22 protein-coding genes are annotated in these 22,492 nt (G+C 62.6%); 9 read left to right on the forward strand and 13 right to left on the reverse strand.

Going from position 1 to position 22,492, the window contains the following annotated elements; genetic code table 11:
• The first annotated feature begins 38 nt into the window (after nucleotides 1–38).
• Entirely contained in the window at nucleotides 39–1,316 is a 1,278-nt protein-coding gene (locus LQ249_RS04075; RefSeq protein WP_017849648.1) for an acetyl-CoA C-acetyltransferase, read from the forward strand.
• 135 nt (nucleotides 1,317–1,451) lie between these two features.
• Nucleotides 1,452–2,351, forward strand: a complete 900-nt coding sequence (locus LQ249_RS04080; RefSeq protein WP_017849647.1) for a PA4780 family RIO1-like protein kinase — start codon at nucleotides 1,452–1,454, stop codon at nucleotides 2,349–2,351.
• Between the two features lie 434 nt (nucleotides 2,352–2,785).
• Here LQ249_RS04080 and cueR read toward each other — a convergent pair whose 3' ends face one another.
• From cueR to LQ249_RS04095, 3 genes are all read right to left on the reverse strand, one after another.
• Complete coding sequence (gene cueR, locus LQ249_RS04085; protein ID WP_026140370.1) at nucleotides 2,786–3,187, reverse strand: Cu(I)-responsive transcriptional regulator; 402 nt, start codon at nucleotides 3,185–3,187, stop codon at nucleotides 2,786–2,788.
• Nucleotides 3,188–3,189: 2 nt separating this feature from the next.
• Nucleotides 3,190–5,391, reverse strand: coding sequence for a heavy metal translocating P-type ATPase (locus LQ249_RS04090; RefSeq protein ID WP_232566207.1), 2,202 nt, complete (start codon nucleotides 5,389–5,391; stop codon nucleotides 3,190–3,192).
• A gap of 66 nt (nucleotides 5,392–5,457) precedes the next feature.
• Nucleotides 5,458–5,838 carry a hypothetical protein gene (locus LQ249_RS04095; protein WP_046384837.1) on the reverse strand — a complete coding sequence of 127 codons (381 nt, stop codon included), beginning with the start codon at nucleotides 5,836–5,838 and terminating at the stop codon, nucleotides 5,458–5,460.
• A gap of 147 nt (nucleotides 5,839–5,985) precedes the next feature.
• On the opposite strand from LQ249_RS04095, the gene LQ249_RS04100 reads away from it, so the two are divergent.
• On the forward strand, nucleotides 5,986–6,177 hold the full coding sequence (locus tag LQ249_RS04100; protein WP_017849643.1) for a heavy-metal-associated domain-containing protein: 192 nt from the start codon (nucleotides 5,986–5,988) through the stop codon (nucleotides 6,175–6,177).
• A gap of 83 nt (nucleotides 6,178–6,260) precedes the next feature.
• The gene (locus LQ249_RS04105; RefSeq protein WP_017849642.1) at nucleotides 6,261–7,454 is read left to right on the forward strand and encodes a multidrug effflux MFS transporter; all 1,194 of its coding nucleotides are present in this window, start codon (nucleotides 6,261–6,263) and stop codon (nucleotides 7,452–7,454) included.
• Between the two features lie 6 nt (nucleotides 7,455–7,460).
• Here the strand turns inward: LQ249_RS04105 and LQ249_RS04110 are convergent, their stop codons facing one another.
• From LQ249_RS04110 to LQ249_RS04120, 3 genes are all read right to left on the reverse strand, one after another.
• Nucleotides 7,461–7,646: a hypothetical protein gene (locus tag LQ249_RS04110; RefSeq protein WP_017849641.1), complete on the reverse strand. Its 186-nt coding sequence runs from the start codon at nucleotides 7,644–7,646 to the stop codon at nucleotides 7,461–7,463.
• A 145-nt stretch (nucleotides 7,647–7,791) separates the two neighbouring features.
• Nucleotides 7,792–8,805, reverse strand: coding sequence for a zinc-binding alcohol dehydrogenase family protein (locus LQ249_RS04115; protein WP_232566208.1), 1,014 nt, complete (start codon nucleotides 8,803–8,805; stop codon nucleotides 7,792–7,794).
• Between the two features lie 140 nt (nucleotides 8,806–8,945).
• The gene (locus LQ249_RS04120) at nucleotides 8,946–9,239 is read right to left on the reverse strand and encodes a putative quinol monooxygenase (RefSeq protein WP_057005965.1); all 294 of its coding nucleotides are present in this window, start codon (nucleotides 9,237–9,239) and stop codon (nucleotides 8,946–8,948) included.
• 118 nt (nucleotides 9,240–9,357) lie between these two features.
• On the opposite strand from LQ249_RS04120, the gene LQ249_RS04125 reads away from it, so the two are divergent.
• The 3 genes from LQ249_RS04125 to LQ249_RS04135 all read left to right on the forward strand — a co-directional run bounded on the left by LQ249_RS04125 (nucleotide 9,358) and on the right by LQ249_RS04135 (nucleotide 12,593).
• Nucleotides 9,358–10,284: a LysR family transcriptional regulator gene (locus LQ249_RS04125; protein ID WP_126589085.1), complete on the forward strand. Its 927-nt coding sequence runs from the start codon at nucleotides 9,358–9,360 to the stop codon at nucleotides 10,282–10,284.
• A 137-nt stretch (nucleotides 10,285–10,421) separates the two neighbouring features.
• Complete coding sequence (locus tag LQ249_RS04130; RefSeq protein ID WP_017849636.1) at nucleotides 10,422–11,117, forward strand: ArsR/SmtB family transcription factor; 696 nt, start codon at nucleotides 10,422–10,424, stop codon at nucleotides 11,115–11,117.
• A 105-nt stretch (nucleotides 11,118–11,222) separates the two neighbouring features.
• Nucleotides 11,223–12,593, forward strand: coding sequence for an MFS transporter (locus tag LQ249_RS04135; protein WP_126589086.1), 1,371 nt, complete (start codon nucleotides 11,223–11,225; stop codon nucleotides 12,591–12,593).
• A gap of 64 nt (nucleotides 12,594–12,657) precedes the next feature.
• Here the strand turns inward: LQ249_RS04135 and LQ249_RS04140 are convergent, their stop codons facing one another.
• Entirely contained in the window at nucleotides 12,658–13,611 is a 954-nt protein-coding gene (locus LQ249_RS04140; RefSeq protein WP_017849634.1) for an adenosine deaminase, read from the reverse strand.
• A gap of 192 nt (nucleotides 13,612–13,803) precedes the next feature.
• Here LQ249_RS04140 and LQ249_RS04145 point away from each other — a divergent pair, with 192 nt between their 5' ends.
• Nucleotides 13,804–14,892 (forward strand): calcium:proton antiporter, encoded by a 1,089-nt coding sequence (locus LQ249_RS04145; protein ID WP_108526663.1) that lies wholly within the window; start codon nucleotides 13,804–13,806, stop codon nucleotides 14,890–14,892.
• A gap of 89 nt (nucleotides 14,893–14,981) precedes the next feature.
• Here LQ249_RS04145 and LQ249_RS04150 read toward each other — a convergent pair whose 3' ends face one another.
• The 6 genes from LQ249_RS04150 to LQ249_RS04175 all read right to left on the reverse strand — a co-directional run bounded on the left by LQ249_RS04150 (nucleotide 14,982) and on the right by LQ249_RS04175 (nucleotide 20,997).
• Complete coding sequence (locus LQ249_RS04150; RefSeq protein WP_017849632.1) at nucleotides 14,982–16,340, reverse strand: 8-oxoguanine deaminase; 1,359 nt, start codon at nucleotides 16,338–16,340, stop codon at nucleotides 14,982–14,984.
• A 172-nt stretch (nucleotides 16,341–16,512) separates the two neighbouring features.
• Complete coding sequence (locus LQ249_RS04155; protein ID WP_079442758.1) at nucleotides 16,513–17,199, reverse strand: SDR family oxidoreductase; 687 nt, start codon at nucleotides 17,197–17,199, stop codon at nucleotides 16,513–16,515.
• A gap of 56 nt (nucleotides 17,200–17,255) precedes the next feature.
• A complete protein-coding gene (locus LQ249_RS04160) occupies nucleotides 17,256–17,837 on the reverse strand; it encodes an IMPACT family protein (RefSeq protein WP_017849630.1) in 582 nt (193 codons plus the stop codon).
• A 12-nt stretch (nucleotides 17,838–17,849) separates the two neighbouring features.
• A complete protein-coding gene (locus LQ249_RS04165) occupies nucleotides 17,850–18,509 on the reverse strand; it encodes a TetR/AcrR family transcriptional regulator (protein WP_017849629.1) in 660 nt (219 codons plus the stop codon).
• Nucleotides 18,510–18,596: 87 nt separating this feature from the next.
• The gene (locus LQ249_RS04170; RefSeq protein WP_046384831.1) at nucleotides 18,597–19,988 is read right to left on the reverse strand and encodes a uracil-xanthine permease family protein; all 1,392 of its coding nucleotides are present in this window, start codon (nucleotides 19,986–19,988) and stop codon (nucleotides 18,597–18,599) included.
• Between the two features lie 88 nt (nucleotides 19,989–20,076).
• Nucleotides 20,077–20,997: a LysR family transcriptional regulator gene (locus LQ249_RS04175; protein WP_017849627.1), complete on the reverse strand. Its 921-nt coding sequence runs from the start codon at nucleotides 20,995–20,997 to the stop codon at nucleotides 20,077–20,079.
• Nucleotides 20,998–21,122: 125 nt separating this feature from the next.
• On the opposite strand from LQ249_RS04175, the gene LQ249_RS04180 reads away from it, so the two are divergent.
• Nucleotides 21,123–22,472, forward strand: coding sequence for an aspartate aminotransferase family protein (locus LQ249_RS04180; RefSeq protein WP_017849626.1), 1,350 nt, complete (start codon nucleotides 21,123–21,125; stop codon nucleotides 22,470–22,472).
• Nucleotides 22,473–22,492 lie beyond the last annotated feature (20 nt).

The raw sequence follows: 22,492 nt of genomic DNA on the forward strand, positions 1-22,492 counted from the left end.
TCTGAACGACTTACCCCACAACCGACAGGGAGCTTTCCATGACTCAATTGCGCCGTGTAGCGATCATTGGCGGTAATCGCATTCCTTTCGCCCGCTCCAATGGCCCGTATGCCACGGCGAGCAACCAGGCGATGCTGACGGCGACCCTCGAAGGCCTGATCGAGCGCTACAACCTGCACGGCCTGCGCCTGGGCGAGGTGGTCGCCGGCGCGGTGCTCAAGCATTCGCGCGACTTCAACCTGACCCGCGAATGCGTGCTGGGTTCGCGCCTGTCGCCGCAAACCCCGGCCTATGACATTCAGCAGGCCTGCGGCACCGGGCTGGAGGCGGCGTTGCTGGTGGCCAACAAGATTGCCCTGGGCCAGATCGAATGCGGGATTGCCGGTGGGGTGGACACCACGTCCGACGCACCGATCGGGGTGAACGAAGGGCTGCGCAAGATTCTGCTGCAGGCCAACCGCAGCCAATCCTTGGCGGACAAACTAAAACTTTTGTTACAACTCCGTCCCCATCACCTCAAACCCGAGCTGCCGCGCAATGGCGAACCCCGCACCGGTTTATCCATGGGTCAGCACTGTGAGCTGATGGCGCAGACCTGGCAGATTCCGCGCGCCGAGCAAGACCAGCTCGCCCTGGAGAGCCACCAGAAAATGGCCGCGGCCTACGCCGAAGGCTGGCACAACGATTTGCTCACCCCGTTTCTGGGCCTGACCCGCGACCACAACCTGCGCCCCGACCTGACCCTGGAAAAACTCGCCGGCCTCAAGCCCGCCTTCGAGCGCAGCGCCAAAGGCACGCTCACCGCCGGCAACTCCACGCCGCTGACGGACGGCGCCTCCCTGGTGTTGCTCGGCAGCGAAGCCTGGGCCAGGGAGCGCGGCTTGCCGATCCTGGCTTACCTGCGCGACGGCGAAGCGGCGGCGGTGGATTTCGTCAACGGCGCCGAAGGCCTGTTGATGGCGCCGGTGTACGCCGTGCCGCGTTTGCTGGCGAGGAATGGCCTGACACTGCAGGACTTCGATTACTACGAGATCCACGAAGCATTCGCTGCCCAAGTGTTGTGCACGCTCAAGGCCTGGGAAGATGCGGACTACTGCAAGACGCACCTGGGGCTGGACGCGCCGCTGGGTTCGATCGACCGCAGCCGCCTCAACGTCAAGGGCAGTTCCCTGGCCGCCGGCCATCCGTTTGCCGCGACGGGCGGGCGTATCGTCGCCAACCTGGCCAAGCTGTTGGACGTCGCGGGCAAGGGGCGCGGGCTGATTTCAATCTGTGCCGCCGGAGGGCAGGGCGTGACAGCGATCATTGAACGCTGAATTGCGTGGAAAACTGGCATATTGGATGCATTCTTCGGTGGTCAAAGCTCGGTAGCCCCTCCCCGAGGCGAGCCGATTGCCGTATAACGAGTGCCATACGCGTGTTTGGTAATAAAGGACCCACAATAAAAGCTGATGAAGACTCCTAAACGCATTGAACCCCTGATCGAAGACGGTCTGGTCGACGAAGTGCTGCGCCCACTCATGAGTGGTAAAGAAGCAGCTGTTTATGTGGTGCGCTGCGGCAACGAATTGCGTTGCGCCAAGGTTTACAAGGAGGCGAACAAACGAAGTTTTCGTCAAGCGTCCGAATACCAGGAAGGCCGAAAGGTCCGTAACAGCCGGCAGGCCCGGGCCATGGCCAAGGGTTCAAAATTCGGTAAGAAAGAAACCGAAGATGCTTGGCAGAACGCCGAAGTCGCGGCGTTGTTCCGCCTGGCCGGCGCGGGCGTTCGCGTGCCCAAACCGTATGACTTCCTTGAAGGCGTGCTGTTGATGGAGCTGGTGGCCGACGAGTACGGCGATGCGGCGCCGCGCCTGAACGACGTGGTGCTGGAGCCGGACCAGGCACGCGAGTACCACGCGTTCCTGATCTCCCAGATCGTGCTGATGCTGTGTACCGGCCTGGTGCATGGTGACCTGTCGGAGTTCAACGTACTGCTCACGCCGACCGGCCCGGTGATCATCGACCTGCCCCAGGCGGTGGATGCGGCGGGCAACAACCACGCGTTCAACATGCTGGAGCGGGATGTGGGCAACATGGCTTCCTACTTCGGGCGCTTTGCCCCGGAGCTGAAGAAGACCAAGTACGCCAAGGAAATGTGGGCGCTGTACGAAGCCGGCACCTTGCACCCGGCCAGCATCTTGACCGGCGAGTTCGACGAACCGGAAGAACTGGCCGACGTGGGCGGCGTGATCCGCGAGATCGAAGCGGCGCGACTGGACGAAGAGCGGCGCCAGGCGGCTCGCGCGGCGGATGATGCGCCACCGAGCAAAACGCCTGACGAACCACCGCCACCGCCTTGGATGCAGTGACCCCCCAAGCTGTTGTCGATATAAACAGTGTGGAAGTGATCTTCAGGCAATTGGAGATCTAAAAAGTGTAGAAGTGATCTTCAGGTAATTGGAGATCTAAATGTGGGAGGGGGCTTGCCCCCGATAGCGCCGTGTCAGTCGATACGTATATTGACTGATCCACCGCTATCGGGGGCAAGCCCCCTCCCACATTGGTTTTGTGTACACCCCTTACCCCCTTCAGGCGCAACCACCACCCGACGCGTGGAAGTGATCTTCAGGCAATAGAAGATCTAAAAATGTGGGAATGATCTTCAGGTAATTGGAGATCTAAAAATGTGGGAGGGGGCTTGCCCCCGATAGCGCCGTGTCAGTCGATACGTATATTGACTGGTCCACCGCTATCGGGGGCAAGCCCCCTCCCACATTGGTTTTGTGTACACCCCCTTACCCCTTCAGGCGCAGCAACCACCCGACGCCAATTCCTTGAGAATCGGACAGTCCGGCCGATGATCGCCGTGGCAGTGTTCCACCAGGTCCTGCAACGTATCGCGCAACTGCCCCAGCTCCAGAATCTTTTGGTTCAGCTCCTCGATATGCTGGCGCGCCAAGGCCTTCACATCGGCGCTGGCCCGTTGCCGGTCCTGCCACAACGTCAGCAGCTTGCCGACTTCTTCCAATGAAAACCCCAGATCCCGCGAGCGCTTGATGAACGCCAGGGTGTGCAAATCGTCGGCACCGTACACGCGATAGCCGCTCTCGGTGCGATGGGCGGCTTTGAGCAGGCCGATGGATTCGTAGTAGCGAATCATCTTGGCGCTCAAACCGCTTGAACGCGCCGCCTGGCCGATGTTCATGCTCATGGATGTGGGTCCTCCAGATCCTTGGGTTTCCAGGTTTTCAACAACAGCGCATTGCTCACCACGCTGACGCTGGACAAGGCCATCGCCGCGCCGGCCAACACCGGGTTGAGCAGGCCGAACGCCGCCAGGGGAATACCGATCAAGTTATACACAAAGGCCCAGAACAGGTTCTGGCGGATCTTCGCGTAGGTCTTGCGGCTGATCTCCAGCGCGGCCGGCACCAGGCGTGGATCGCCGCGCATCAGGGTGATGCCGGCAGCGTGCATGGCCACGTCGGTGCCGCCGCCCATGGCGATGCCGATGTCGGCGGCGGCCAGGGCCGGGGCGTCGTTGATGCCGTCGCCGACCATCGCCACCACGCCGGTTTTTTTCAGTTCGGCGACGGTGGCGGCTTTGTCGGCCGGGAGCACTTCGGCGTGGACGTCGTCGATGCCCAGCGCCTGGGCGACTACCCGCGCACTGCCGCGATTATCGCCGGTGAGCAAATGGCTGCTGATGTGCCGCGCCTTGAGTTGGGCCACGGCTTCCAGCGCGCCGGGCTTGAGAGTGTCGCCGAAAGCGAACAGCCCGAGTACCCGCGGTTGCGCGCCTTGCTCGATCAGCCAGGACAAGGTGCGGCCCTCGGCTTCCCAGGCCTTGGCCGAAGCGTTCAGTGCGCCCGCGTCCAGCCCGTTGTCTTCCAGCAGACGGCGGTTGCCTAGGGCCAGCGGCCGACCGTCGAGGGTGCCGGCAATGCCGCGCCCGGTCAGGGACTGGCTGGCGCTCACATCGGCCACGTTCAGCCCCTGTTCGCGGCAGGCATCCAGCACCGCCTTGGCCAGCGGGTGTTCGCTGCCGCGTTGCAAGGCGCCGGCCTGTTGCAGCAGCAGCGGTTCGTTGCCGTCGACTGCCGCCAAGTGGGCGATCTTCGGCGTGCCGGAAGTGAGTGTGCCGGTTTTGTCGAATACCACTGCGCTGACGGCGTGGGCGCGCTCCAGCGCTTCGGCATCCTTGATCAGGATGCCGTGACGCGCCGCCACGCCGGTGCCGGCCATGATCGCGGTCGGTGTGGCCAGGCCGAGGGCGCACGGGCAGGCGATCACCAGCACGGCGACCGCATTGATGATCGCAGTCTCCAGCGAAGCGCCGTACAGCCACCAGCCGAGCAGCGTGAGCAACGCCAGCACCAGCACCGTCGGCACGAACACCTGGCTGACTTTATCCACCAGTTTCTGGATCGGTGCCTTGGCCGCCTGGGCGTCTTCCACCAGGCGGATGATGCGCGCCAGCACGCTTTCCGCGCCGAGGGCCACGGTGCGGACCAGCAAGCGCCCTTCGCCGTTGATCGCGCCACCGGTGACCTTGTCGCCCGGTTGTTTCGGCACTGGCAGGCTTTCGCCGCTGATCAGCGCTTCGTCGGCATGGCTTTGGCCGTCCACCACTTCCCCGTCCACCGGGAAGCGCTCGCCGGGTTTGACCAGCACGTGGTCGCCGAGCTTGAGCGCGTTGATCGCGACGTCTTCTTCGCGGCCGTCCACCACCCGAATCGCGCGCTCCGGGCGCAAGGCTTCCAGGGCCCGGATGGCGCTGGCGGTCTGGCGTTTGGCGCGGCTTTCCAGGTATTTGCCGAGCAGCACCAGGGCGATCACCACCGCCGAGGCTTCGAAATACAGGTGCGGCATGCTGCCGGCGGGCGCGGTGAGCCATTCATACAGGCTCAGACCGTAACCGGCGCTGGTGCCGATCGCGACCAGCAAGTCCATATTGCCGGCGCCGGCGCGCACGGCTTTCCACGCGGCGATGTAAAAGCGCGCACCGAAGATGAACTGCACCGGCGTGGCCAGGGCGAACTGGACCCAGGCCGGCAGCATCCAGTGCAGGCCGAAGGGCTGTGCCAGCATCGGCAGCACCAGCGGCAATGCGAGCACAATCGCCAGCAACAGCGCCCAACGCTCGTGGTGCAGGCGCTCGGCTTGATCGGCATCGGTCTTGGTTTCGCTTTGGGGCAGCGATGCGCTGTAGCCGGCCTTGTCGACGGCGGCGATCAGCACGGCGGGGTCCATCTGGCCGAGCACCTCGATATGGGCGCGCTCGTTGGCCAGGTTCACGCTGACACGTTGCACCCCCGGCACCTTGCCCAGCGCGCGCTCGACACGCCCGGCGCAGCTGGCGCAGGTCATGCCGCCGATGGGCAGGTCAAACGTGGTGGTTCCATTCATGGGGCAGTCCTCCTGAAGAAGTTGCCCCTAGGATCAACCTTGACCTGTGGGGAAGGTCAAGCGTCTTTAGTATTCCAATGCCGCAGGTTTGAGGTACATGCCTTCCGGGCCTTGGGCGATGCGCAACTTGCGCACATCACCGGCCTTCAGCGTGATGTTCTGCGCGGGTGGCGCCAACAGGCCCGGCAGGCAACCCGACGATTGGCCCGGCAGCAGCTTCAGGCGCAGCGACACATTGCCGGCCGGCAGGTTGAACGAGGTGGACTGTTCCTGGAACAGGCGCCCGGCCAACTGGTCCTGGATGTACAGGCCGATCTCGCAGTTGGTCGGTACTTCCAGGCGTTCGCGGGAAATGATCAACACCGCGTAGTCTTCGGCGGCGCTGGCCATGGGCGCAGCGGCAGACAAACTCATCAGGCCGACAAGGCCAAAAAACGACCAGCGCATGGCGAATGCTCCGTGGTTCACATCAAAGATGGGTGAAGCTTGGCCGACTGCGTCACCGAATACCAGCCCGGCGGCTATTTTTGCCGCTTGACCTTGCCATCGTGGCAAGGTCGACACTGCGTCCACCCTCATTAAAGGAGTCATGTCATGCAAGTATTCAACGTTGAAGGAATGACCTGCGGCCATTGCGTCCGGGCAGTGACCCAGGCGGTGCAGAATCAGGACCCGGCAGCCGAAGTGAAAGTCGACCTGGCGGCCAAGCAAGTCAGCGTGCAAAGCCAGTTGAGCCGCGACGTGATCGCCGGCTTGATCCGTGAAGAAGGCTACAGCGTCGCCTGATTTAATAGTTAGCGAGCTATCGTAATGTTCAACGCACCCAAGCGCGGCTAGACTGTCGGGCTGCCGACATACTTGGGTGCCTGATGAACCTGCGCATACTCCTGATTTTGGGCGCCTTGAGCGCCTTCGCGCCGCTGGCGATCGACTTTTACCTGCCGGGTTTCCCGGCGATGGCGACGGCGTTCGCCACCGATGAAAAACATATCCAGCTGACCTTGGCGGTGTATTTCGGCGGCCTGGCCATCGGCCAATTGATCTACGGTCCGCTGGCGGACCGCTTTGGTCGTCGTGTGCCGCTGCTCAGCGGGGTCACGTTGTTTACGCTGGCCTCCTTCGCCTGCGCCTACGCGCCGTCTTTGGAATGGCTGATCGGCGCACGCTTCGTGCAGGCCCTCGGCGGTTGCGCGGGCATGGTGATTTCCCGCGCGGTGGTCAGCGACAAGTGTGATGTGGTGACCTCGGCCAAGGTGTATTCGCAACTGATGCTGGTGACCGGCCTGGCGCCGATCCTTGCGCCATTGGCGGGCGGGCTGATGGTCGGGGTGTGGGGCTGGCAGTCGATCTTCCTGGCCCTGACGGTGTTCAGCGTGATGGCCGCGATCGCGGTGGCGGTCGGTTTGCCGGAAACCTTTCCGGCCCATCAGCCTCGGCAACCGTTGTCCGGGTCGCTGCGCCGCTATATCGACCTGTTGTCGGACCGGGTCTACCTCGGTTACGCCCTGACCGGGGGCATTTCGATTGCCGGGATGTTTGCCTACATTGCCGGTTCACCGTTCGTATTCATCAAACTCTATGGCGTGCCCGCCGAGCATTTCGGCTGGGTATTCGGCTCCAACGCCGCCGGCTTTATTCTGATGGCCCAAGTCAATGCGCGCTTGCTCGCCAAGCGCGGGCCGGCGTTCTTGCTGTCGCGCACGGTGTGGCTCTACATGCTGGCGGCGTTGGCGCTGCTCGGCGTCGCGGCCTTGCGCACCGATGCGTTGTGGCCGTTGCTGCTGCCGCTGTTTATCTGCATTGCCAGCCTGGGCTGCATTTTGCCCAACACCTCGGCCTGCGCCATGAGCGGGCAGGGCGCGCGAGCCGGTAGCGCCTCGGCAATGCTCGGTTGCATTCAGTTCGGCGTGGCAGCGGGGGCGGCTTCGTTGGTGGGCGTGTTGCACGACGGCACGGCGATGCCGATGGCGATGGTCATCAGCTTGTGCGGGGTCTTGGCGGTGACGATTGCACTGTCGACCCAGCGCCTGCAACGGGCACGTGCCCTACAGGCGCAGGTCTGAAAGACGTCAGCCAGCGGCGGCGGAGCGTTGCTGGTCGAGTGGGAAACGGTGGGGCGCCTGGATGCGCGCTTGCAGGGTCTCGGCGAAGGCGCGGGCTTCGGCCTCACTGCGGAAGGTGATGGCTTCGCCGTCGAGACGGACCTGCCATTTATTGCCCGGGGATTTTGCTAACGCTTTTATCAGGATCTTCATTGCTGACTTCCTCACGTAAAAGAATCGTGGCAAAGGCCGCCAATATAAACCCGAATACGTTCACAATGATGACAAAGGTCAATTCCCTGACTAGTGGTGTCGTCCATCACTTACACGAATGACGGACGACACTGACAGACCTCTTTCAGAACCCTTCCAGCACGATCTTACCCTTGGCCTTGCCGCTTTCGAGCAGCGCGTGGGCGCGGCGTAGGTTCTCGGCGTTGATCACGCCGAAGTGCTCGCCCACGGTAGTTTTCAGGGTGCCGGCATCGATCAGCTCGGCGACGCGATTGAGCAGGTTGTGTTGCTCGATCATGTCCGGCGTCTCGAACATCGAGCGGGTGTACATGAACTCCCAATGCAGCGACAGGCTCTTGCGCTTGAGTTTGCTCACGTCCAGGGCCTTCGGATCGTCGATCAGCGCCAGCTTGCCTTGGGGCTGCAGGGCTTCGACCAGTTGATCCAAATGGTGGTCGGTCTGGGTCAGGCTGGCGACGTGGGTCACCTGGGCCACACCGGCGTGTTTCAGGGCTTCGCTCAGCGGCTGGCTATGGTCGATCACCAGGTCGGCGCCAAGGGCCTTGGCCCAGGCCTGGGTTTCCGGGCGCGACGCGGTGCCGATGACCTTCAGTGCGGTGAGCTGGCTGGCCAGTTGGGTCAGGATCGACCCCACGCCGCCGGCAGCGCCGACGATCAGCAGGCTCTGGCCTTCGTCCTTTTTACCTTCGCGCACTTGCAGGCGTTCGAACAACAGTTCCCAGGCGGTGATGGCGGTCAGCGGCAAGGCGGCCGCGTCGGCAAAACCCAGGCTCTTGGGCATGTGGCCGACGATGCGCTCGTCCACGGTGTGCAGTTCGCTGTTGCCGCCCGGGCGTATCAGGGAGCCGGCGTAGAACACGTTGTCACCGGCCTTGAACAGCGTCACTTCACTGCCGACGGCCTTGACCACACCGGCCACGTCCCAGCCGAGCACCTTGGCGGCGCCGTTTTCCGGGGCGACGTTCTGGCGGACCTTGGTGTCCACCGGGTTGACCGAGATGGCTTTGACTTCCACCAGCAGGTCGCGCGGGCCGGCGACTGGTTCCGGCAGCTCGATGTCTTGCAGGGATTTCGGATCGTTGATCGGCAGTGAGGTGTAGTAGGCAATGGCTTTCATGGGGGCTCCAGAAGTAGGGAGTTGACTGTAGGAGCGAGCTTGCTCGCGAAAAACTCACAGGGGCCGCGCTGAATCAAAAGCGCGGCGTCATCGTTTACGATTTTCGCGAGCAAGCTCGCTCCTACAAAAAAACGCGGTGATCAGGCAAGAAATTTCAGGCGCTTGAGTTCGAAGTGCGCGAGTACGTCGGCGGCCTTGGCGCGGAAACTCTGGATGTGTGCGCTCTGGTCGTGGTCGCCCAGGGCCGCGTCGTCGCGCCAGCGTTCGAGCATGTAGAACGTCTCGGGATGTTGCAGGTCCTGGTGCAGGTCGTACTGTTCGCAACCGGCTTCCTGGCGGGTCGGTTCCAGCAGGCCGCGCAGCAGCGACTCGAGGGTGTGTTGTTGGCCAGGTTTGGCGATCAGCGTGGCGATGACGTTAAAGGCAGCGGACATATTCGACTCCTGACACGGGCTGTATGAGATGGGCAGATGATTGGCTATTTCCGATGCAGATAAAAGCGGCTAAAACAGCAGTCTGTTTCAATAATATTTTGATAATGGGTGGAATTGGATGCTGCGCTTTGATGATTTGCAGTTGTTCGTGCGCGCAGCGGACCTGGGCAGTCTGTCGGCCGCGGCGCGGGTCATGGACCTGTCGCCGGCGGTGGCCAGCGCGGCGTTGAAGCGTATCGAACAGCAACTGGGCACGCGCTTGCTGGCGCGCTCCACTCGCAGCCTGCGCCTCACCGCTGAAGGGGACGGTTTTCTCGGATATGCGCGCGCCGCGCTGAGCTCGCTGGACGAAGGGCGGCGGTTATTGGCCAGTGGCCAGGACCATGTCAGCGGTGTGCTGCAGCTGTCGGCACCCTCGGATTTTGGTCGAAACCAGCTGTTGCCCTGGCTCGACGAGTTCCAGCGTGACTATCCGCAACTGACGGTGCGCCTGTTGCTGGGCGACCGCATTGCCGACCTGTTCCGCCAGCCGGTGGATATCGCCCTGCGCTATGGCGAACCGGAGGATTCCAGCCTGGTCGCGCTGCCCGTCGCGCCGGATAACGTGCGCGTGCTGTGCGCGGCGCCCAGTTATCTCGAGCGCCACGGCGAACCGCGGCATCTGGAGCAACTGGCCCAGCACAATTGCCTGCTGTATATGCTCGGCACTCGCGTGCATGACCACTGGACGTTTCATGACGGCAAACGCGAAGTCAGCCTGACTGTCAGCGGCGACCGCTTCAGTGACGATGCTGACGTGGTACGGCGATGGGCTGTCGCCGGGGTGGGCATCGCCTACAAGTCCTGGTTGGATGTGAGCAGCGACGTCCGCGCCGGACGCTTGCGCGTGATTCTGCCTGAGCTGCGCGGCGAGCGGACGCCGCTCAACCTGTTATGCGCGCATCGCGCGCAGTTGAGTAAGCCCATCAACCTGCTGCGGGAAATGCTCGTGTCCCGTTGTGCGACATTGACCGCGCAGTGGTCGGAACAATTCACCAGTGCGTAATAGCCTCCACTAAAGCCGGAAATTTCACTCAGATCCTGTCCCTATCCGCGCTGTCAGACGCCGGGGAACTGGCTGCTTGCGCACCTATACTTTGGCGCCAACCACAGCAGAGAAATGATTTAACAAGGAGTGAACACATGGAACAGGCACCTTGCATCAGTCAGATTGCCAGCTTGCTCGCCGAGCCAAAACGCACCGCCATGCTCTGGGCCTTGATGGACGGCTCGGCCAAGTCTTCCCAGGAACTGGCGACGCTCACGGGTTTGTCGCCGGCCTCGGCGAATGCCCATCTGGCGCGGCTTACCGGCGGCGGTTTGCTGCGTGTCGAAGCGCGTCGCGGCAAGCGGTTGTTTCGTGTGGCGGCGGCGGATGTCAGCACCGCCATCGATGCCTTGGCCAGCACCACCATGGCCAGTGCGGCGCGCAGCTCACCGCAGGCTTCACCGCTGACCCTGGCGGCACCGGCCCCGCTGCGCCATGCGCGGTTATGCCATGGGCACCTCGGCGGCGAGCTGGCGGCGCAACTGTATCAGCGGATGATCGCGGCCGGCTGGATCGAGCGCCACGAGCTCCGCACCCAAGTCACGGTCAAAGGCGCGCAGCACCTGGCCGGCCTGGGCATTTTCACCCAGGCGCTGGCCTTGCCGCTGGTGTGCGACTGTTTCGATTGGAGCCAGCAGCAACCGCACCTGGGCGGCGCGCTGGGAGCCGGGCTATTGCAACTGTTTTTGCAGTCGAACTGGATCCGTGCGGTCAACGAGTCCCGCGCCTTGCTCGTCAGCGACACCGGGTTGGCGGAAATCACCCGGTTGGCCGTGCCCGACGCGCTCTGACCCGGATGACGTCGTTCAGAGTTGCGATCAGGTCGCACCCAGCAATAACCCGGAAAAACCATGGCCCACACTCCCAGAGGGGATTATTCACACAGGGGATGGGGCATGGGTACGCACGGCTATAGCGCGGCAGAACGGCTGGAACGGTTGCCCATCAGCGGTTACCACCGAGTCATTTTTATCATCATCGCCCTGGCGTTTTTCTTCGACTCCATGGATCTGGCGATGATGACTTTCCTGCTCGGCTCGATCAAAGCCGAGTTCGGCCTGAGCACGGCCCAGGCTGGCTTGCTGGCCAGTTCGAGTTTTTTCGGCATGGTGGTGGGCGCGTCGTTGTCCGGGATGCTCGCCGATCGCTTCGGGCGCAAGCCGGTGTTCCAGTGGAGCATCGTGTTGTGGGGGATCGCCAGCTACTTATGTTCCACGGCGCAGACGGTGGAGACGCTGACGTTGTTTCGCATCCTGCTCGGCATTGGCATGGGCATGGAGTTTCCGATCGCGCAGTCGATGCTCTCGGAGCTGATTCCGGCCAAGGGGCGCGGGCGCTATATCGCGTTGATGGATGGCTTCTGGCCGTTGGGTTTTGTGGCGGCGGGGGTGCTGTCGTACTTTTTGCTGCCGCTGATCGGCTGGCGCGACATCTTCCTGGTGCTGGCGGTGCCGGCGGTGTTTGTGCTGGCGATCCGGTTTTTTATCCCGGAGTCGCCGCGCTGGCTGGAGCAGGCCGGGCGGCATGCGGCGGCGGATAAGGTGTTGCTGGGGATCGAGGCGAAAGTGCGCGACTCCCTGGGCCGCGCCGAGTTGCCGCAGCCGATTCGCCTGCCGCGGGTGGAGAGTGCGCCGGGCAACTTCTTCTCGGCGTTCCAGCAATTATGGTCGGCGCAGTATCGTCAGCGCACGATGATGATCTGGAGTGTGTGGTTCTTCGCCTTGCTCGGCTTTTATGGGCTCACTTCCTGGTTGAGTGCCTTGCTGCAGCAGTCGGGGTTTGCGGTGACCCAGTCGGTGTATTACACGGTGATCATTTCCCTGGGCGGGATTCCCGGCTTCCTGATGGCGGCCTGGCTGGTGGAGCGTTGGGGGCGCAAGCCGGTGTGCGTGGTGACCTTGCTCGGCGGCGGGGTGATGGCGTTTCTGTATGGGCAAAGCGCGGTGTTTGGCGGCAATGTCGGCCTGCTGATCGCCTCGGGGTTGTTGATGCAGTTCTTTCTGTTTGGCATGTGGGCGGTGCTGTACACCTACACGCCGGAGTTGTACCCCACCTCGGCGCGGGCTACGGGGGCCGGGTTCGCTTCGGCGATCGGGCGGGTCGGGTCGTTGCTCGGGCCGTTGGTGACCGGGCTGGTGTTCCCGATTACCGGGCAGGGCGGGGTGTTTGCCCTGGGCGCATTGTGCTTTGCGGTGGCGGCGCTGGTGGTGTGGGTGTTTGGGATGGAGACGAAGGGCAAGACCCTGGAAGAGTTGAGCGAGATTTAACCGGCAATCCACAACGAATGTGGGAGCGCGCTGGCTCCCACATTGTCAGTCGCGGTTTACGCCGTCAGGGCTTCACCAGCCGCGCATCCAGGCTGTTTTGCGCCAGGCGTTTGGCCTGGTCCTGGGTCATGCCCAGGGCGGTGTACAGCGCATGGAAGTTCTCGGTGACGTAGCCGCCGAAGTACGCCGGGTCGTCCGAGTTCACCGTCACCTTCACCCCACGCTCGAGCATGTCGAGGATGTTGTGCTGGGCCATGTCGTCGAACACGCGCAGCTTGGTGTTGGACAGCGGGCACACGGTCAGCGGGATCTGTTCGTCGATGATCCGTTGCATCAGGCGCTCGTCTTCGATGGCGCGCACGCCATGGTCGATACGCTGGACTTTCAGCAGGTCGAGAGCTTCCCAGATGTACTCGGGCGGGCCTTCTTCGCCGGCGTGGGCCACGGTGAAGAAGCCTTCGTTGCGGGCACGGTCGAACACGCGTTGGAACTTGCTCGGCGGGTGGCCCATTTCCGAACTGTCCAGGCCCACGGCCACGAACGCATCGCGAAACGGCAGCGCCTGGTCGAGGGTTTTCTCGGCTTCGGCTTCGCTCAAGTGGCGCAGGAAGCTGAGGATCAAGCCGCTGGTGATGCCCAGTTGCTGCTCGCCATCTTTGAGCGCGGCGGCGATGCCGTTGAGCACCACTTCAAACGGCACGCCACGGTCGGTGTGGGTTTGCGGGTCGAAGAAGGGTTCGGTGTGGATCACGTTCTGCGCTTTGCAGCGCAGCAGGTAGGCCCAGGTCAGGTCGTAGAAATCCTGGGAGGTGCGCAGTACATCGGCGCCCTGGTAATACAGGTCGAGAAACTCTTGCAGGTTGTTGAAGGCGTAGGCCTTGCGCAGGGTGTCGACGTCGTTCCATGGCAGCGCAATCTTGTTGCGCTCGGCCAGGGCGAACAGCAGCTCAGGCTCCAGCGAGCCTTCCAGGTGCAGGTGCAGTTCAGCCTTGGGCAGGGCGTTGAGCCAATCGTACATGTCTAAAATCTCATCGGGTGCAATGGCGGCATTCTACAGGCCATGACTGAAATAATCGGCAAAACCTGACCAAGAGGAGAGTATTGGTTCTATTCGCGCAGGGGCGCTGCGAACTAAGATGTAACGAAACGTTAGCGATGTACTGCAGTCTGTACCCCGTCAATGACTGATTTGCCGCACAAAAGGCCCGCAATGCTCACCTCTCTCAAGCAAGAAAAATTCATGCTGCTGGCGCTGATCGCCGCCGTCGCCGCGTACCCGCTGGAGCACTGGATGCTCCACAACGGGCAAATGGTCGCGCTGCTGGCCGGCCTGGCGCTGATCGGCTTTATCGTGGTGGCGTCGATGCGCGTCGCTCACCATGCCGAGCAGTTGGCGGAAAAGGTCGGCGACCCCTACGGCACCATGATCCTGACCCTGGCCGCCGTGCTGGTGGAAGTGGTGATCCTGGCGATCATGATGAGCAACGAACCGTCGCCGACCCTGGTGCGCGACACCATCTACTCGGCGGTGATGCTCGATATCAACGGCATCCTCGGCCTGGCCGCGCTGATGGGGGGCATCAAGCACGGCGAACAGTCCTACAATGACGATTCGGCGCGCACCTACAGCGTGATGATCCTCACCGCCATGGGCGTGTCGATGGTGGTGCCGGAATTCATCCCCGAAGCGGACTGGAAAATTTACTCGGCCTTCACCATCGGCGCGATGGTGGTGCTCTACACCCTGTTCCTGCGCATGCAGGTGGGCCCGCACAGTTATTTCTTCAGCTACAGCTACCCGGATAAACGCCGCAAGACGTTGCCGGAAGAACAGGCGCCGCCGGTGAACCTGGCATTTTCCATCGGTACGCTGGTGTTCGGGGTGATTGTGATTGGCGCGCTGGCCGAGGTGATGTCCAAGACCCTCGACCTGGGCCTGGAAGGCACGGGCGCGCCGCCGGTGGTGACGGCGATTGTGGTCGCGGCCATCTCGGCGGCACCGGAGATTCTGACCGCCTTGCGCGCCGCCCTGGCCAACCGCATGCAGTCGGTGGTGAACATTGCACTGGGCGCATCGTTGTCGACGGTGATCCTGACGGTGCCGGTGATGGAGGCGATGGCGCTCTACACCGGCCAGCCGTTCCAGATGGCGATGACGCCGGTGCAAAGCGTGATGGTGTTGATCACGCTGATCGTCAGTGCGATCAACCTCAACGATGGCGAAACCAACGCCATCGAAGGGATGACCCACTTTGTGTTGTTTGCGACCTTTATCATGTTGTCGCTGTTAGGGGTGTAGGCGTGAGCTTGCTCGCGAATAATCTGAGAGCGCCGTGTGAATCAGAACACCTGCGTTAGCGTTGACGTTTTTCGCGAGCGAGCTCGCTCCTACAAGGGATTGATCAGGTTACGGGCGGCCTGGCTGTGATCGGCAATCAAGCCTTTGAGGTCGAGGCCCTCGACCTGGCCGTCGATCACCCGCCATTGCCCGCCGATCATCACCCGGTCGGCCCGGTCGGCGCCGCACAACAGCAACGCCGAAATCGGATCGTGACTGCCGGAGAAGCGCAGTTCGTCCAGCTTGAACAGCGCCAGATCGGCCTGCTTTCCTACGGCTAACTCACCGATATCCGAACGACCGAGCAACTGCGCCGAGCCTTTGGTCGCCCAGCCCAGCACGCCTTGCGGGGTGATTTTTTCCGCGCCATAACGCAGGCGCTGGATGTACAGCGCCTGGCGGGCTTCGAGGATCATGTTCGACGCATCGTTGGAGGCCGAACCGTCCACGCCCAGGCCGATCGGGGCACCGGCGGCGAGCAGGTCCAGGGTCGGGCAGATGCCGGAGGCCAGGCGCATGTTCGAGCTTGGGCAATGGCAGATCCCGGTGCCGGCGGCGCCCAGGCGGGCGATTTCATCCGGGTTGAAGTGAATGCCGTGGGCCAGCCAGGTGCGCGGGCCGAGCCAGCCGACGCTGTCGAGGTAGTCCACGGTGCGCAGGCCGAAGCGTTGCAGGCAGAAGTCTTCCTCGTCGAGGGTTTCCGCCAGGTGCGTGTGCAGGCGCACGTCGAGGCTCGCGGCCAGTTCGGCGCTGGCTTGCATGATTTGCGGGGTGACGGAAAACGGCGAGCAGGGCGCCAGGGCGATCTGGATCTGCGCGCCGTCGCCGCGTTCGTGGTACTGGCGGATCAGGCGCTGGCTATCGTCCAGAATCACCGCGCCCTGTTGCACGGTTTGCTGCGGCGGTAAGCCACCGTCGGCTTCGCCCAGGCTCATGGAGCCGCGAGTGAGCATGGCGCGCATGCCCAGTTCGCGCACCACGTCGACTTGCACGTCGATGGCATGTTCCAGGCCGTCCGGGAAGAGGTAGTGGTGGTCTGCCGCCGTGGTGCAGCCCGAGAGCAGCAATTCCGCCAACGCGACTTTGCTGGCCAGGGCGAGTTTTTCCGGGGTCAGCCGCGCCCACACCGGGTACAGGGTCTTCAGCCACGGGAACAACGGCTGATTGACCACCGGCGCCCAGGCGCGAGTCAGGGTCTGGTAGAAGTGATGATGGGTATTGATCAGCCCCGGCAGGACCACATGTTCGCGGGCGTCGAACACCTGCGTACAGGGCTGTGCAGGCGCTTGCCCGATGCCCAGCAGTTCGCTGATCACACCGTCTTGCAGCACCAGGCCGCCACGGGCATCGAGGCCATTGGCAGTGAAAATCGCGAGGGGGTTTTTTAACCAGATACGGGTCGCAGGCATGGGCCGGCTCCTCTGAATGATGGGTTCAGGTTTGCCAGCTCAGTGTTGCCCTGTCTGCTGATCCAGGGTCGCCAGTGAAGGCGAGGTGGCTAGATTACGTGTAGTTCTAGATCCGGTCTACCGGTAGGAACGCGCTGCTTTCGAGAAGCGTGTTCCCACCTTTGATGGCGGCTTACCAGGGAATGGTATGGCCTCGGTAGTCCACGAAGTGGTGGCCGCCTTTGCCGGTGTAGGCATTTACCTGATCGAGCAGGCCGCGCACGCTGGTCTCGACGTCGATGAGTGCGTTTTCGCCGCCCATGTCGGTCTTCACCCAACCCGGGTGCAGGGAAAGCACGGTCATTTTTTGCTCGCCGAGTTGGGTGATGAAGCTGTTGGTCATCGAGTTGAGGGCGGCCTTGCTCGCCTTGTAGAGCGCCAGCTCGGAACCGTCAGGGATGGTCACGCTGCCCAGGACTGAACTCATGAACGCCAGCACGCCGGAATCTTTGCGGATCTGCCCGACAAAGCGCTGGGCCAGGTTGATCGGCGCCACGGCGTTGGTGAAGAACAACTGGCCGACTTCCGCCAGGGTGGCGTGGCCAGGTTCCTGGTTCGCCGGGCCCTTGACGCCGGCGTTGACGAACAGCAGGTCGAATGTCCGTTCCTTGAGGCGCTGGCTCAGGGCGATCACAGCTTGCTGATCGTCCATGTCGAGTTTCTCGATCTGTACCGGGCCCACGGCTTTCAGGGCGTCGGCCTTGTTCGGGTCACGCACGGTGGCGGTCACGTCCCAGCCATCCTTGAGCAATTGCTTGACCAGGCCAAGGCCCAGCCCGCGTGAGGCGCCGATGATCAGTGCGGTTTTTGGCGTAGACATGCAGAGCTTCCTTTGACGTCGCGGTTCAGGGCGTTCAGCGAACAACATTAGCAGTTTCAACGTTGCAGCAGGATACGCCCCCGGCTCAGGTCGGCAAGCTGGTTTTGCAGGGTGTCGATGTGTGCTTCGCCCAGGGCCAGTTGCAGCTCCACGCCGTTGGCGGTGAAGTGTTCCTCCAGCACCAGCCCGCCGAGTTCGGCGACCCGCAACTTGACCAGGTTCAGTTCGGAAAACCCGCAGTCGCAGCTCAACGGCACGCGGCTGATCAGCTCGATGCGCTCGGCGGTTTGCAGGCATTTGTTCGCGCCGCCGCCATACGCCCGCGCCAGCCCGCCGGTGCCCAGTTGGATGCCGCCGTACCAGCGAATCACCAGCACCACCACCTGATCGAAGCCCTGGGCCTCGATGGCGGCGAGGATCGGTCGCCCGGCGGTGCCGCCAGGTTCGCCGTCGTCGTTGCTGCGGTACTGGTCGGCGAGTTTCCAGGCCCAGCAATTGTGCGTGGCGTTCAGGTCGCTGTGCTGCTCGATGAACGCCTGGGCTTCTTGCGCGCTGGTGATCGGTGCGGCCAGGGTAATGAAGCGGCTTTTGCGAATTTCTTCGCGGAATTCGCAAAGGCCGGTGAGGGTGAAAGGCATAGGCGGTGTCGTCTAGAGGGCGGGCTTGATGCCACAGCCTTTGAGAATGATGTGGATCAGGTTGGTGCCGGCGTCTTCCATATCTTGTTTGGTCAACTTGGTGCGCCCGGTGACGCGGCAGATCTGGCTGGCGAAGTCGGCATAGTGCTGGGTGCTGCCCCACAGCAGGAAGATCAGGTGGACGGGGTCGATGGGGTCCATCTTGCCGGCATCGATCCAGGCCTGGAACACGGCCGCCCGGCCGCTGAACCAGGCGCGGTAGTCCTGGCCGAAGTATTCGGTAAGGCATTCGCCGCCGCTGATGATCTCCATGGCGAAGATCCGCGAGGCCTGGGGCTGTCGTCGGGAAAACTCCATCTTGGTGCGGATGTAGCGGGTGAGGGCTACGGCCGGGTCGTCCTCGGCGGTCAGCGCGTTGAAGGTGCTGTCCCACAGTTCGAGGATATTGCTGAGCACCGCGACGTACAGGCCCATCTTGTTGGTGAAGTAGTAGTGCAAGTTGGCCTTCGGCAACCCGGCGCTGGCAGCGATGGTGTTCATGCTGGTGCCCTTGTAGCCGTGACGCGCGAACTCGTCTTCGGCCGCTTGAAGAATCGCTTGCTCGTTCTTTTGCCGAATGCGGCTGGCGGGCTTCCCGGCGTGGGTGCTGTGGGCAGGAACTTCGAGGCTCATGGAGGTTTCCGTGCTGATCGATAGAGACGATGTATGCACAGATAACCCACCCTCAAGCCTCAGACAAGTCCTGATGCAATAAAACCCTCAAAGCGGTTCCAGCGTATCGCCATGTGGCGCGCCGTTTGCTGCGGGGCTCGCTTTGGCTTCCGGCAGTAACAGGCACAATGCGATGGCGGTCAGCCCGCCGCTGGTGATGGCCGAGTCGAACAGGTTTTGCACCAGCGTCGGCATCAAGTGCAGCAGGTTCGGTTGGGCGGCAATGCCCAGGCCGACGCCGAACGAGGTGGCGATGATCAGCATGCTGCGTCGGTCCAGCGGCGCCTGGGCGAGAATACGCACGCCGGCCGCCGCCACGCTGCCGAACATCACCAGGGTCGCGCCGCCCAATACCGGTTTGGGGATTTGCTGCAGCACCGCGCCGATCGATGGAAACAAGCCGAGGCAAAACAGCACCACGCCGATGTACAGGCCGACATAGCGGCTGGCCACACCGGTGAGTTGGATCACGCCATTGTTCTGGGCGAACGTGGTGTTGGGGAACGCGCTGAAGGTGGCGGCGATCATGCAGCTCACCCCGTCGCCGAGTACGCCGCCCTTGAGCCGGTTTATATAAGACGGGCCGCTGATGGGCTGGCGGGCGATCATGCAGTTGGCGGTGAGGTCACCCACGGTTTCGATGCTGCTGATCAGATAAATCAGCGCGATGGGTAGGAAGGCGCTCCAGTCGAAGTTGAAACCATAACGAAACGGCATCGGCAGGCTGATCAACGGCAGGTCGGGCAGGGCCTGGGGCACCAGTTTGCCGCTGAACCAGGCCGCGAGGCTGCCGAGGGCCAGGCCGATGATGATCGCCGAGAGGCGTACCCAGGGTGTGTTCGAGCGGTTGAGCAGGATGATCGTCAACACCACGAACAGGCCCAGTGCCAGGTTGATGGGCGCGCCGAAATCGGCGGCATTGAACCCACCGCCGAGGTCGGTGATACCCACTTTGATCAGGCTGATGCCGATCAGGGTAATCACGATGCCGGTGACCAGCGGCGTGATCACCCGGCGCAGTTGCCCGATAAAACGGCTCAGCACGATTTGTACGGCGGCGCCGAAAAAGCACACGCCGAAGATCATCGCCAGGATGTCTTCCGGGCTGCCGCCGCGTTGCTTGACCAGGAAGCCCGCCGACAGCACGGCGCCGAGAAACGCAAAGCTGGTGCCCTGCAGGCAGATCATGCCGGCGCCGATGCCAAACGGCCTACGCGCCTGGATGAAAGTGCCGACACCGGACACCATCAGCGCCATGCTGATCAGGTACGGCAGGTGAGCCGCCAGGCCCAGGGTCGAGCCGATGATCAGCGGCGGCGTGATGATGCCGACGAAGGCGGCCAATACATGTTGCAGGGCGGCCAGTAGGGCGGGCAGGGGTTTTGGGCGGTCGTTGAGGCCGTAGATCAGGTCGCTGGGGCTGGACGTTTCTGGTGGCATGGCGGGCAAACTCGAGTCGGACGGTTCTAGGTCCTTGTGCTCTTGCAAAAAGCTGTCCACTTGCTCAGCTTTTTGTGCGAGGCCCGAATTAGCGGGTTGCCGCCAGGCTGTCGAGGAAACTTTCCAGCACCAAATGAGGGCGCCGCCCCTTGCGCGTGACCGATGCCAGGCTTAAATCGTAAAAACGTGTAGCCGGTTTCAGCGCGCGTAGTCGGCCTTGTTGCACCCACAGGCTGGCGTAGTGATCGGGCAGGTAGCCGATGTAGCGGCCGGTGAGGATCAGGAACGCCATACCTTCGCGGTCCGAAGCGCTGGCGGTGCAGTTGAGGGCCTGGTAGTGGGCCTGGATCTCGGCGGGCAGGCGGAAGGTGGGGGCGATCGCATCCTGGTCGTCGATGCGTCCATCCTCCAACTGCTTGTCGTCGGCATAGAACAGCGGGTGGCCGACGGCGCAGTAGAGCAGCGAGCGTTCGCTGTACAGCGCCTGGTATTCCAGGCCGGACAGCGCGCTGGCCTGGGGCACCACGCCGACATGCAGGCGGCCGTCGAGCACGCCTTGTTCCACTTCATTGGGGGCAATCATGCGGATCTGGATCTGCACGTCCGGGCCGCGTTCCTTCAATTGCGCCAGGGCATGGGTGATACGCATGTGGGGCAGGGTGACGAGGTTGTCGGTGAGGCCGATGATCAGTTCGCCGCGCAAATGCTGGTGCAGGCCGTTGACCTCGGTGCGAAAGCTTTCCAGGGCGCTCAAGAGTTGCAGTGCTGATTGATAGACCTCGCGGCCTTCCTCGGTCAGCGAGAATCCGGCACGCCCGCGCTGGCACAGGCGCAATCCCAGGCGTTGCTCCAGATCGCTCATTTGCTGGCTGATGGCCGAGCGGCCGATGCCGAGCACGGTCTCCGCCGCCGAGAAGCCGCCACACTCCACCACACTGCGAAAGATGCGCAACAGGCGAATATCGAAGTCGCTGACTTGGGCCAGGGGGTCGGGTCGACGAATGCTCATAGTTTAGTCGGGGCCTGACTGAAGGTTAGAAGAGTTGGATTTCACAGACTTTATCCCCGTGGCAATTTAGCTGCAAGAACGCTTTTCAATCCCGGCGCTGCTTTTTGCCTTGCGAGGTTTTGCTGATGAACATGTCCGAAAACGCCCCTTCGTCCCTGGCCAGCCAACTGAAGTTGGACGCTCACTGGATGCCTTACACCGCCAACCGTAACTTCCAGCGTGACCCGCGCCTGATCGTGGCCGCCGAAGGCAGCTGGTTGACCGATGACAAGGGCCGCAAGGTCTACGATTCGTTGTCGGGGCTGTGGACCTGCGGCGCCGGGCACACCCGCAAGGAAATCCAGGAAGCGGTCGCCAAGCAACTGGGCACGCTGGACTACTCGCCGGGCTTCCAATACGGTCATCCGCTGTCGTTTCAACTGGCGGAAAAAATCACCGACCTGACACCGGGTAACCTCAATCATGTGTTCTTCACCGACTCCGGTTCCGAGTGCGCCGATACGGCGGTGAAGATGGTGCGTGCGTACTGGCGCCTAAAAGGCCAGTCTACCAAGACCAAGATGATCGGCCGCGCCCGTGGCTATCACGGGGTGAACATCGCCGGCACCAGCCTGGGCGGCGTCAACGGCAACCGTAAGATGTTTGGTCAGGCGATGATGGATGTTGACCATCTGCCTCACACCTTGCTGGCGAGCAATGCGTTCTCGCGCGGCATGCCGGAGCAGGGCGGTATTGCCCTGGCCGATGAACTGCTCAAGTTGATCGAGTTGCACGACGCGTCGAACATCGCTGCCGTTTTTGTCGAGCCGATGGCCGGCTCCGCTGGCGTGTTGGTGCCGCCACAGGGTTACCTCAAGCGTCTGCGTGAAATCTGCGACCAGCACAACATCCTGTTGGTGTTCGACGAAGTGATCACCGGTTTCGGCCGTACCGGCTCGATGTTCGGCGCCGACAGCTTCGGCGTGACCCCGGACCTGATGTGCATCGCCAAGCAAGTCACCAACGGTGCGATCCCGATGGGCGCGGTGATTGCCAGCAGCGAGATCTATCAGACCTTCATGAACCAGGCGACGCCGGAATACGCAGTGGAATTCCCCCACGGCTACACCTACTCGGCACACCCGGTAGCCTGCGCGGCTGGCCTGGCGGCATTGGACCTGCTGCAGAAGGAAAACCTGGTGCAGAGCGTCGCCGAAGTCGCTCCGCACTTTGAGAATGCGCTGCATGGTTTGAAGGGCAGCAAGAACGTGATCGACATCCGCAACTACGGTCTGGCCGGCGCGATCCAGATTGCCCCGCGTGACGGTGATGCCATCGTGCGTCCGTTCGAGGCTGGCATGGCCTTGTGGAAAGCCGGTTTCTACGTGCGTTTTGGCGGCGACACCCTGCAGTTCGGGCCAACCTTCAACAGCAAGCCGCAGGACCTGGATCGCCTGTTCGATGCCGTCGGCGAAGTGCTGAACAAGATCGACTGATTTCTCCTTCTATATAGAAC

The organism is Pseudomonas sp. 7-41, from assembly GCF_021233075.1.
Lineage (GTDB): Bacteria > Pseudomonadota > Gammaproteobacteria > Pseudomonadales > Pseudomonadaceae > Aquipseudomonas > Aquipseudomonas veronii.

What these genes read in the sequence shown, in the direction of transcription:
- LQ249_RS04110 (WP_017849641.1), bottom strand. Translation starts at nt 7,646, where the DNA reads ATGAAGATCCTGATAAAAGCGTTAGCAAAATCCCCGGGCAATAAATGG.
- LQ249_RS04100 (WP_017849643.1), top strand. Translation starts at nt 5,986, where the DNA reads ATGCAAGTATTCAACGTTGAAGGAATGACCTGCGGCCATTGCGTCCGG.
- LQ249_RS04135 (WP_126589086.1), top strand. Translation starts at nt 11,223, where the DNA reads ATGGGTACGCACGGCTATAGCGCGGCAGAACGGCTGGAACGGTTGCCC.
- LQ249_RS04075 (WP_017849648.1), top strand. Translation starts at nt 39, where the DNA reads ATGACTCAATTGCGCCGTGTAGCGATCATTGGCGGTAATCGCATTCCT.
- LQ249_RS04125 (WP_126589085.1), top strand. Translation starts at nt 9,358, where the DNA reads ATGCTGCGCTTTGATGATTTGCAGTTGTTCGTGCGCGCAGCGGACCTG.
- LQ249_RS04180 (WP_017849626.1), top strand. Translation starts at nt 21,123, where the DNA reads ATGAACATGTCCGAAAACGCCCCTTCGTCCCTGGCCAGCCAACTGAAG.
- LQ249_RS04140 (WP_017849634.1), bottom strand. Translation starts at nt 13,611, where the DNA reads ATGTACGATTGGCTCAACGCCCTGCCCAAGGCTGAACTGCACCTGCAC.
- LQ249_RS04160 (WP_017849630.1), bottom strand. Translation starts at nt 17,837, where the DNA reads ATGCCTTTCACCCTCACCGGCCTTTGCGAATTCCGCGAAGAAATTCGC.
- LQ249_RS04170 (WP_046384831.1), bottom strand. Translation starts at nt 19,988, where the DNA reads ATGCCACCAGAAACGTCCAGCCCCAGCGACCTGATCTACGGCCTCAAC.
- LQ249_RS04105 (WP_017849642.1), top strand. Translation starts at nt 6,261, where the DNA reads ATGAACCTGCGCATACTCCTGATTTTGGGCGCCTTGAGCGCCTTCGCG.
- cueR (WP_026140370.1), bottom strand. Translation starts at nt 3,187, where the DNA reads ATGAACATCGGCCAGGCGGCGCGTTCAAGCGGTTTGAGCGCCAAGATG.
- LQ249_RS04175 (WP_017849627.1), bottom strand. Translation starts at nt 20,997, where the DNA reads ATGAGCATTCGTCGACCCGACCCCCTGGCCCAAGTCAGCGACTTCGAT.
- LQ249_RS04165 (WP_017849629.1), bottom strand. Translation starts at nt 18,509, where the DNA reads ATGAGCCTCGAAGTTCCTGCCCACAGCACCCACGCCGGGAAGCCCGCC.
- LQ249_RS04090 (WP_232566207.1), bottom strand. Translation starts at nt 5,391, where the DNA reads ATGAATGGAACCACCACGTTTGACCTGCCCATCGGCGGCATGACCTGC.
- LQ249_RS04130 (WP_017849636.1), top strand. Translation starts at nt 10,422, where the DNA reads ATGGAACAGGCACCTTGCATCAGTCAGATTGCCAGCTTGCTCGCCGAG.
- LQ249_RS04095 (WP_046384837.1), bottom strand. Translation starts at nt 5,838, where the DNA reads ATGCGCTGGTCGTTTTTTGGCCTTGTCGGCCTGATGAGTTTGTCTGCC.
- LQ249_RS04120 (WP_057005965.1), bottom strand. Translation starts at nt 9,239, where the DNA reads ATGTCCGCTGCCTTTAACGTCATCGCCACGCTGATCGCCAAACCTGGC.
- LQ249_RS04150 (WP_017849632.1), bottom strand. Translation starts at nt 16,340, where the DNA reads ATGCCTGCGACCCGTATCTGGTTAAAAAACCCCCTCGCGATTTTCACT.
- LQ249_RS04155 (WP_079442758.1), bottom strand. Translation starts at nt 17,199, where the DNA reads ATGTCTACGCCAAAAACCGCACTGATCATCGGCGCCTCACGCGGGCTG.
- LQ249_RS04145 (WP_108526663.1), top strand. Translation starts at nt 13,804, where the DNA reads ATGCTCACCTCTCTCAAGCAAGAAAAATTCATGCTGCTGGCGCTGATC.
- LQ249_RS04115 (WP_232566208.1), bottom strand. Translation starts at nt 8,805, where the DNA reads ATGAAAGCCATTGCCTACTACACCTCACTGCCGATCAACGATCCGAAA.
- LQ249_RS04080 (WP_017849647.1), top strand. Translation starts at nt 1,452, where the DNA reads ATGAAGACTCCTAAACGCATTGAACCCCTGATCGAAGACGGTCTGGTC.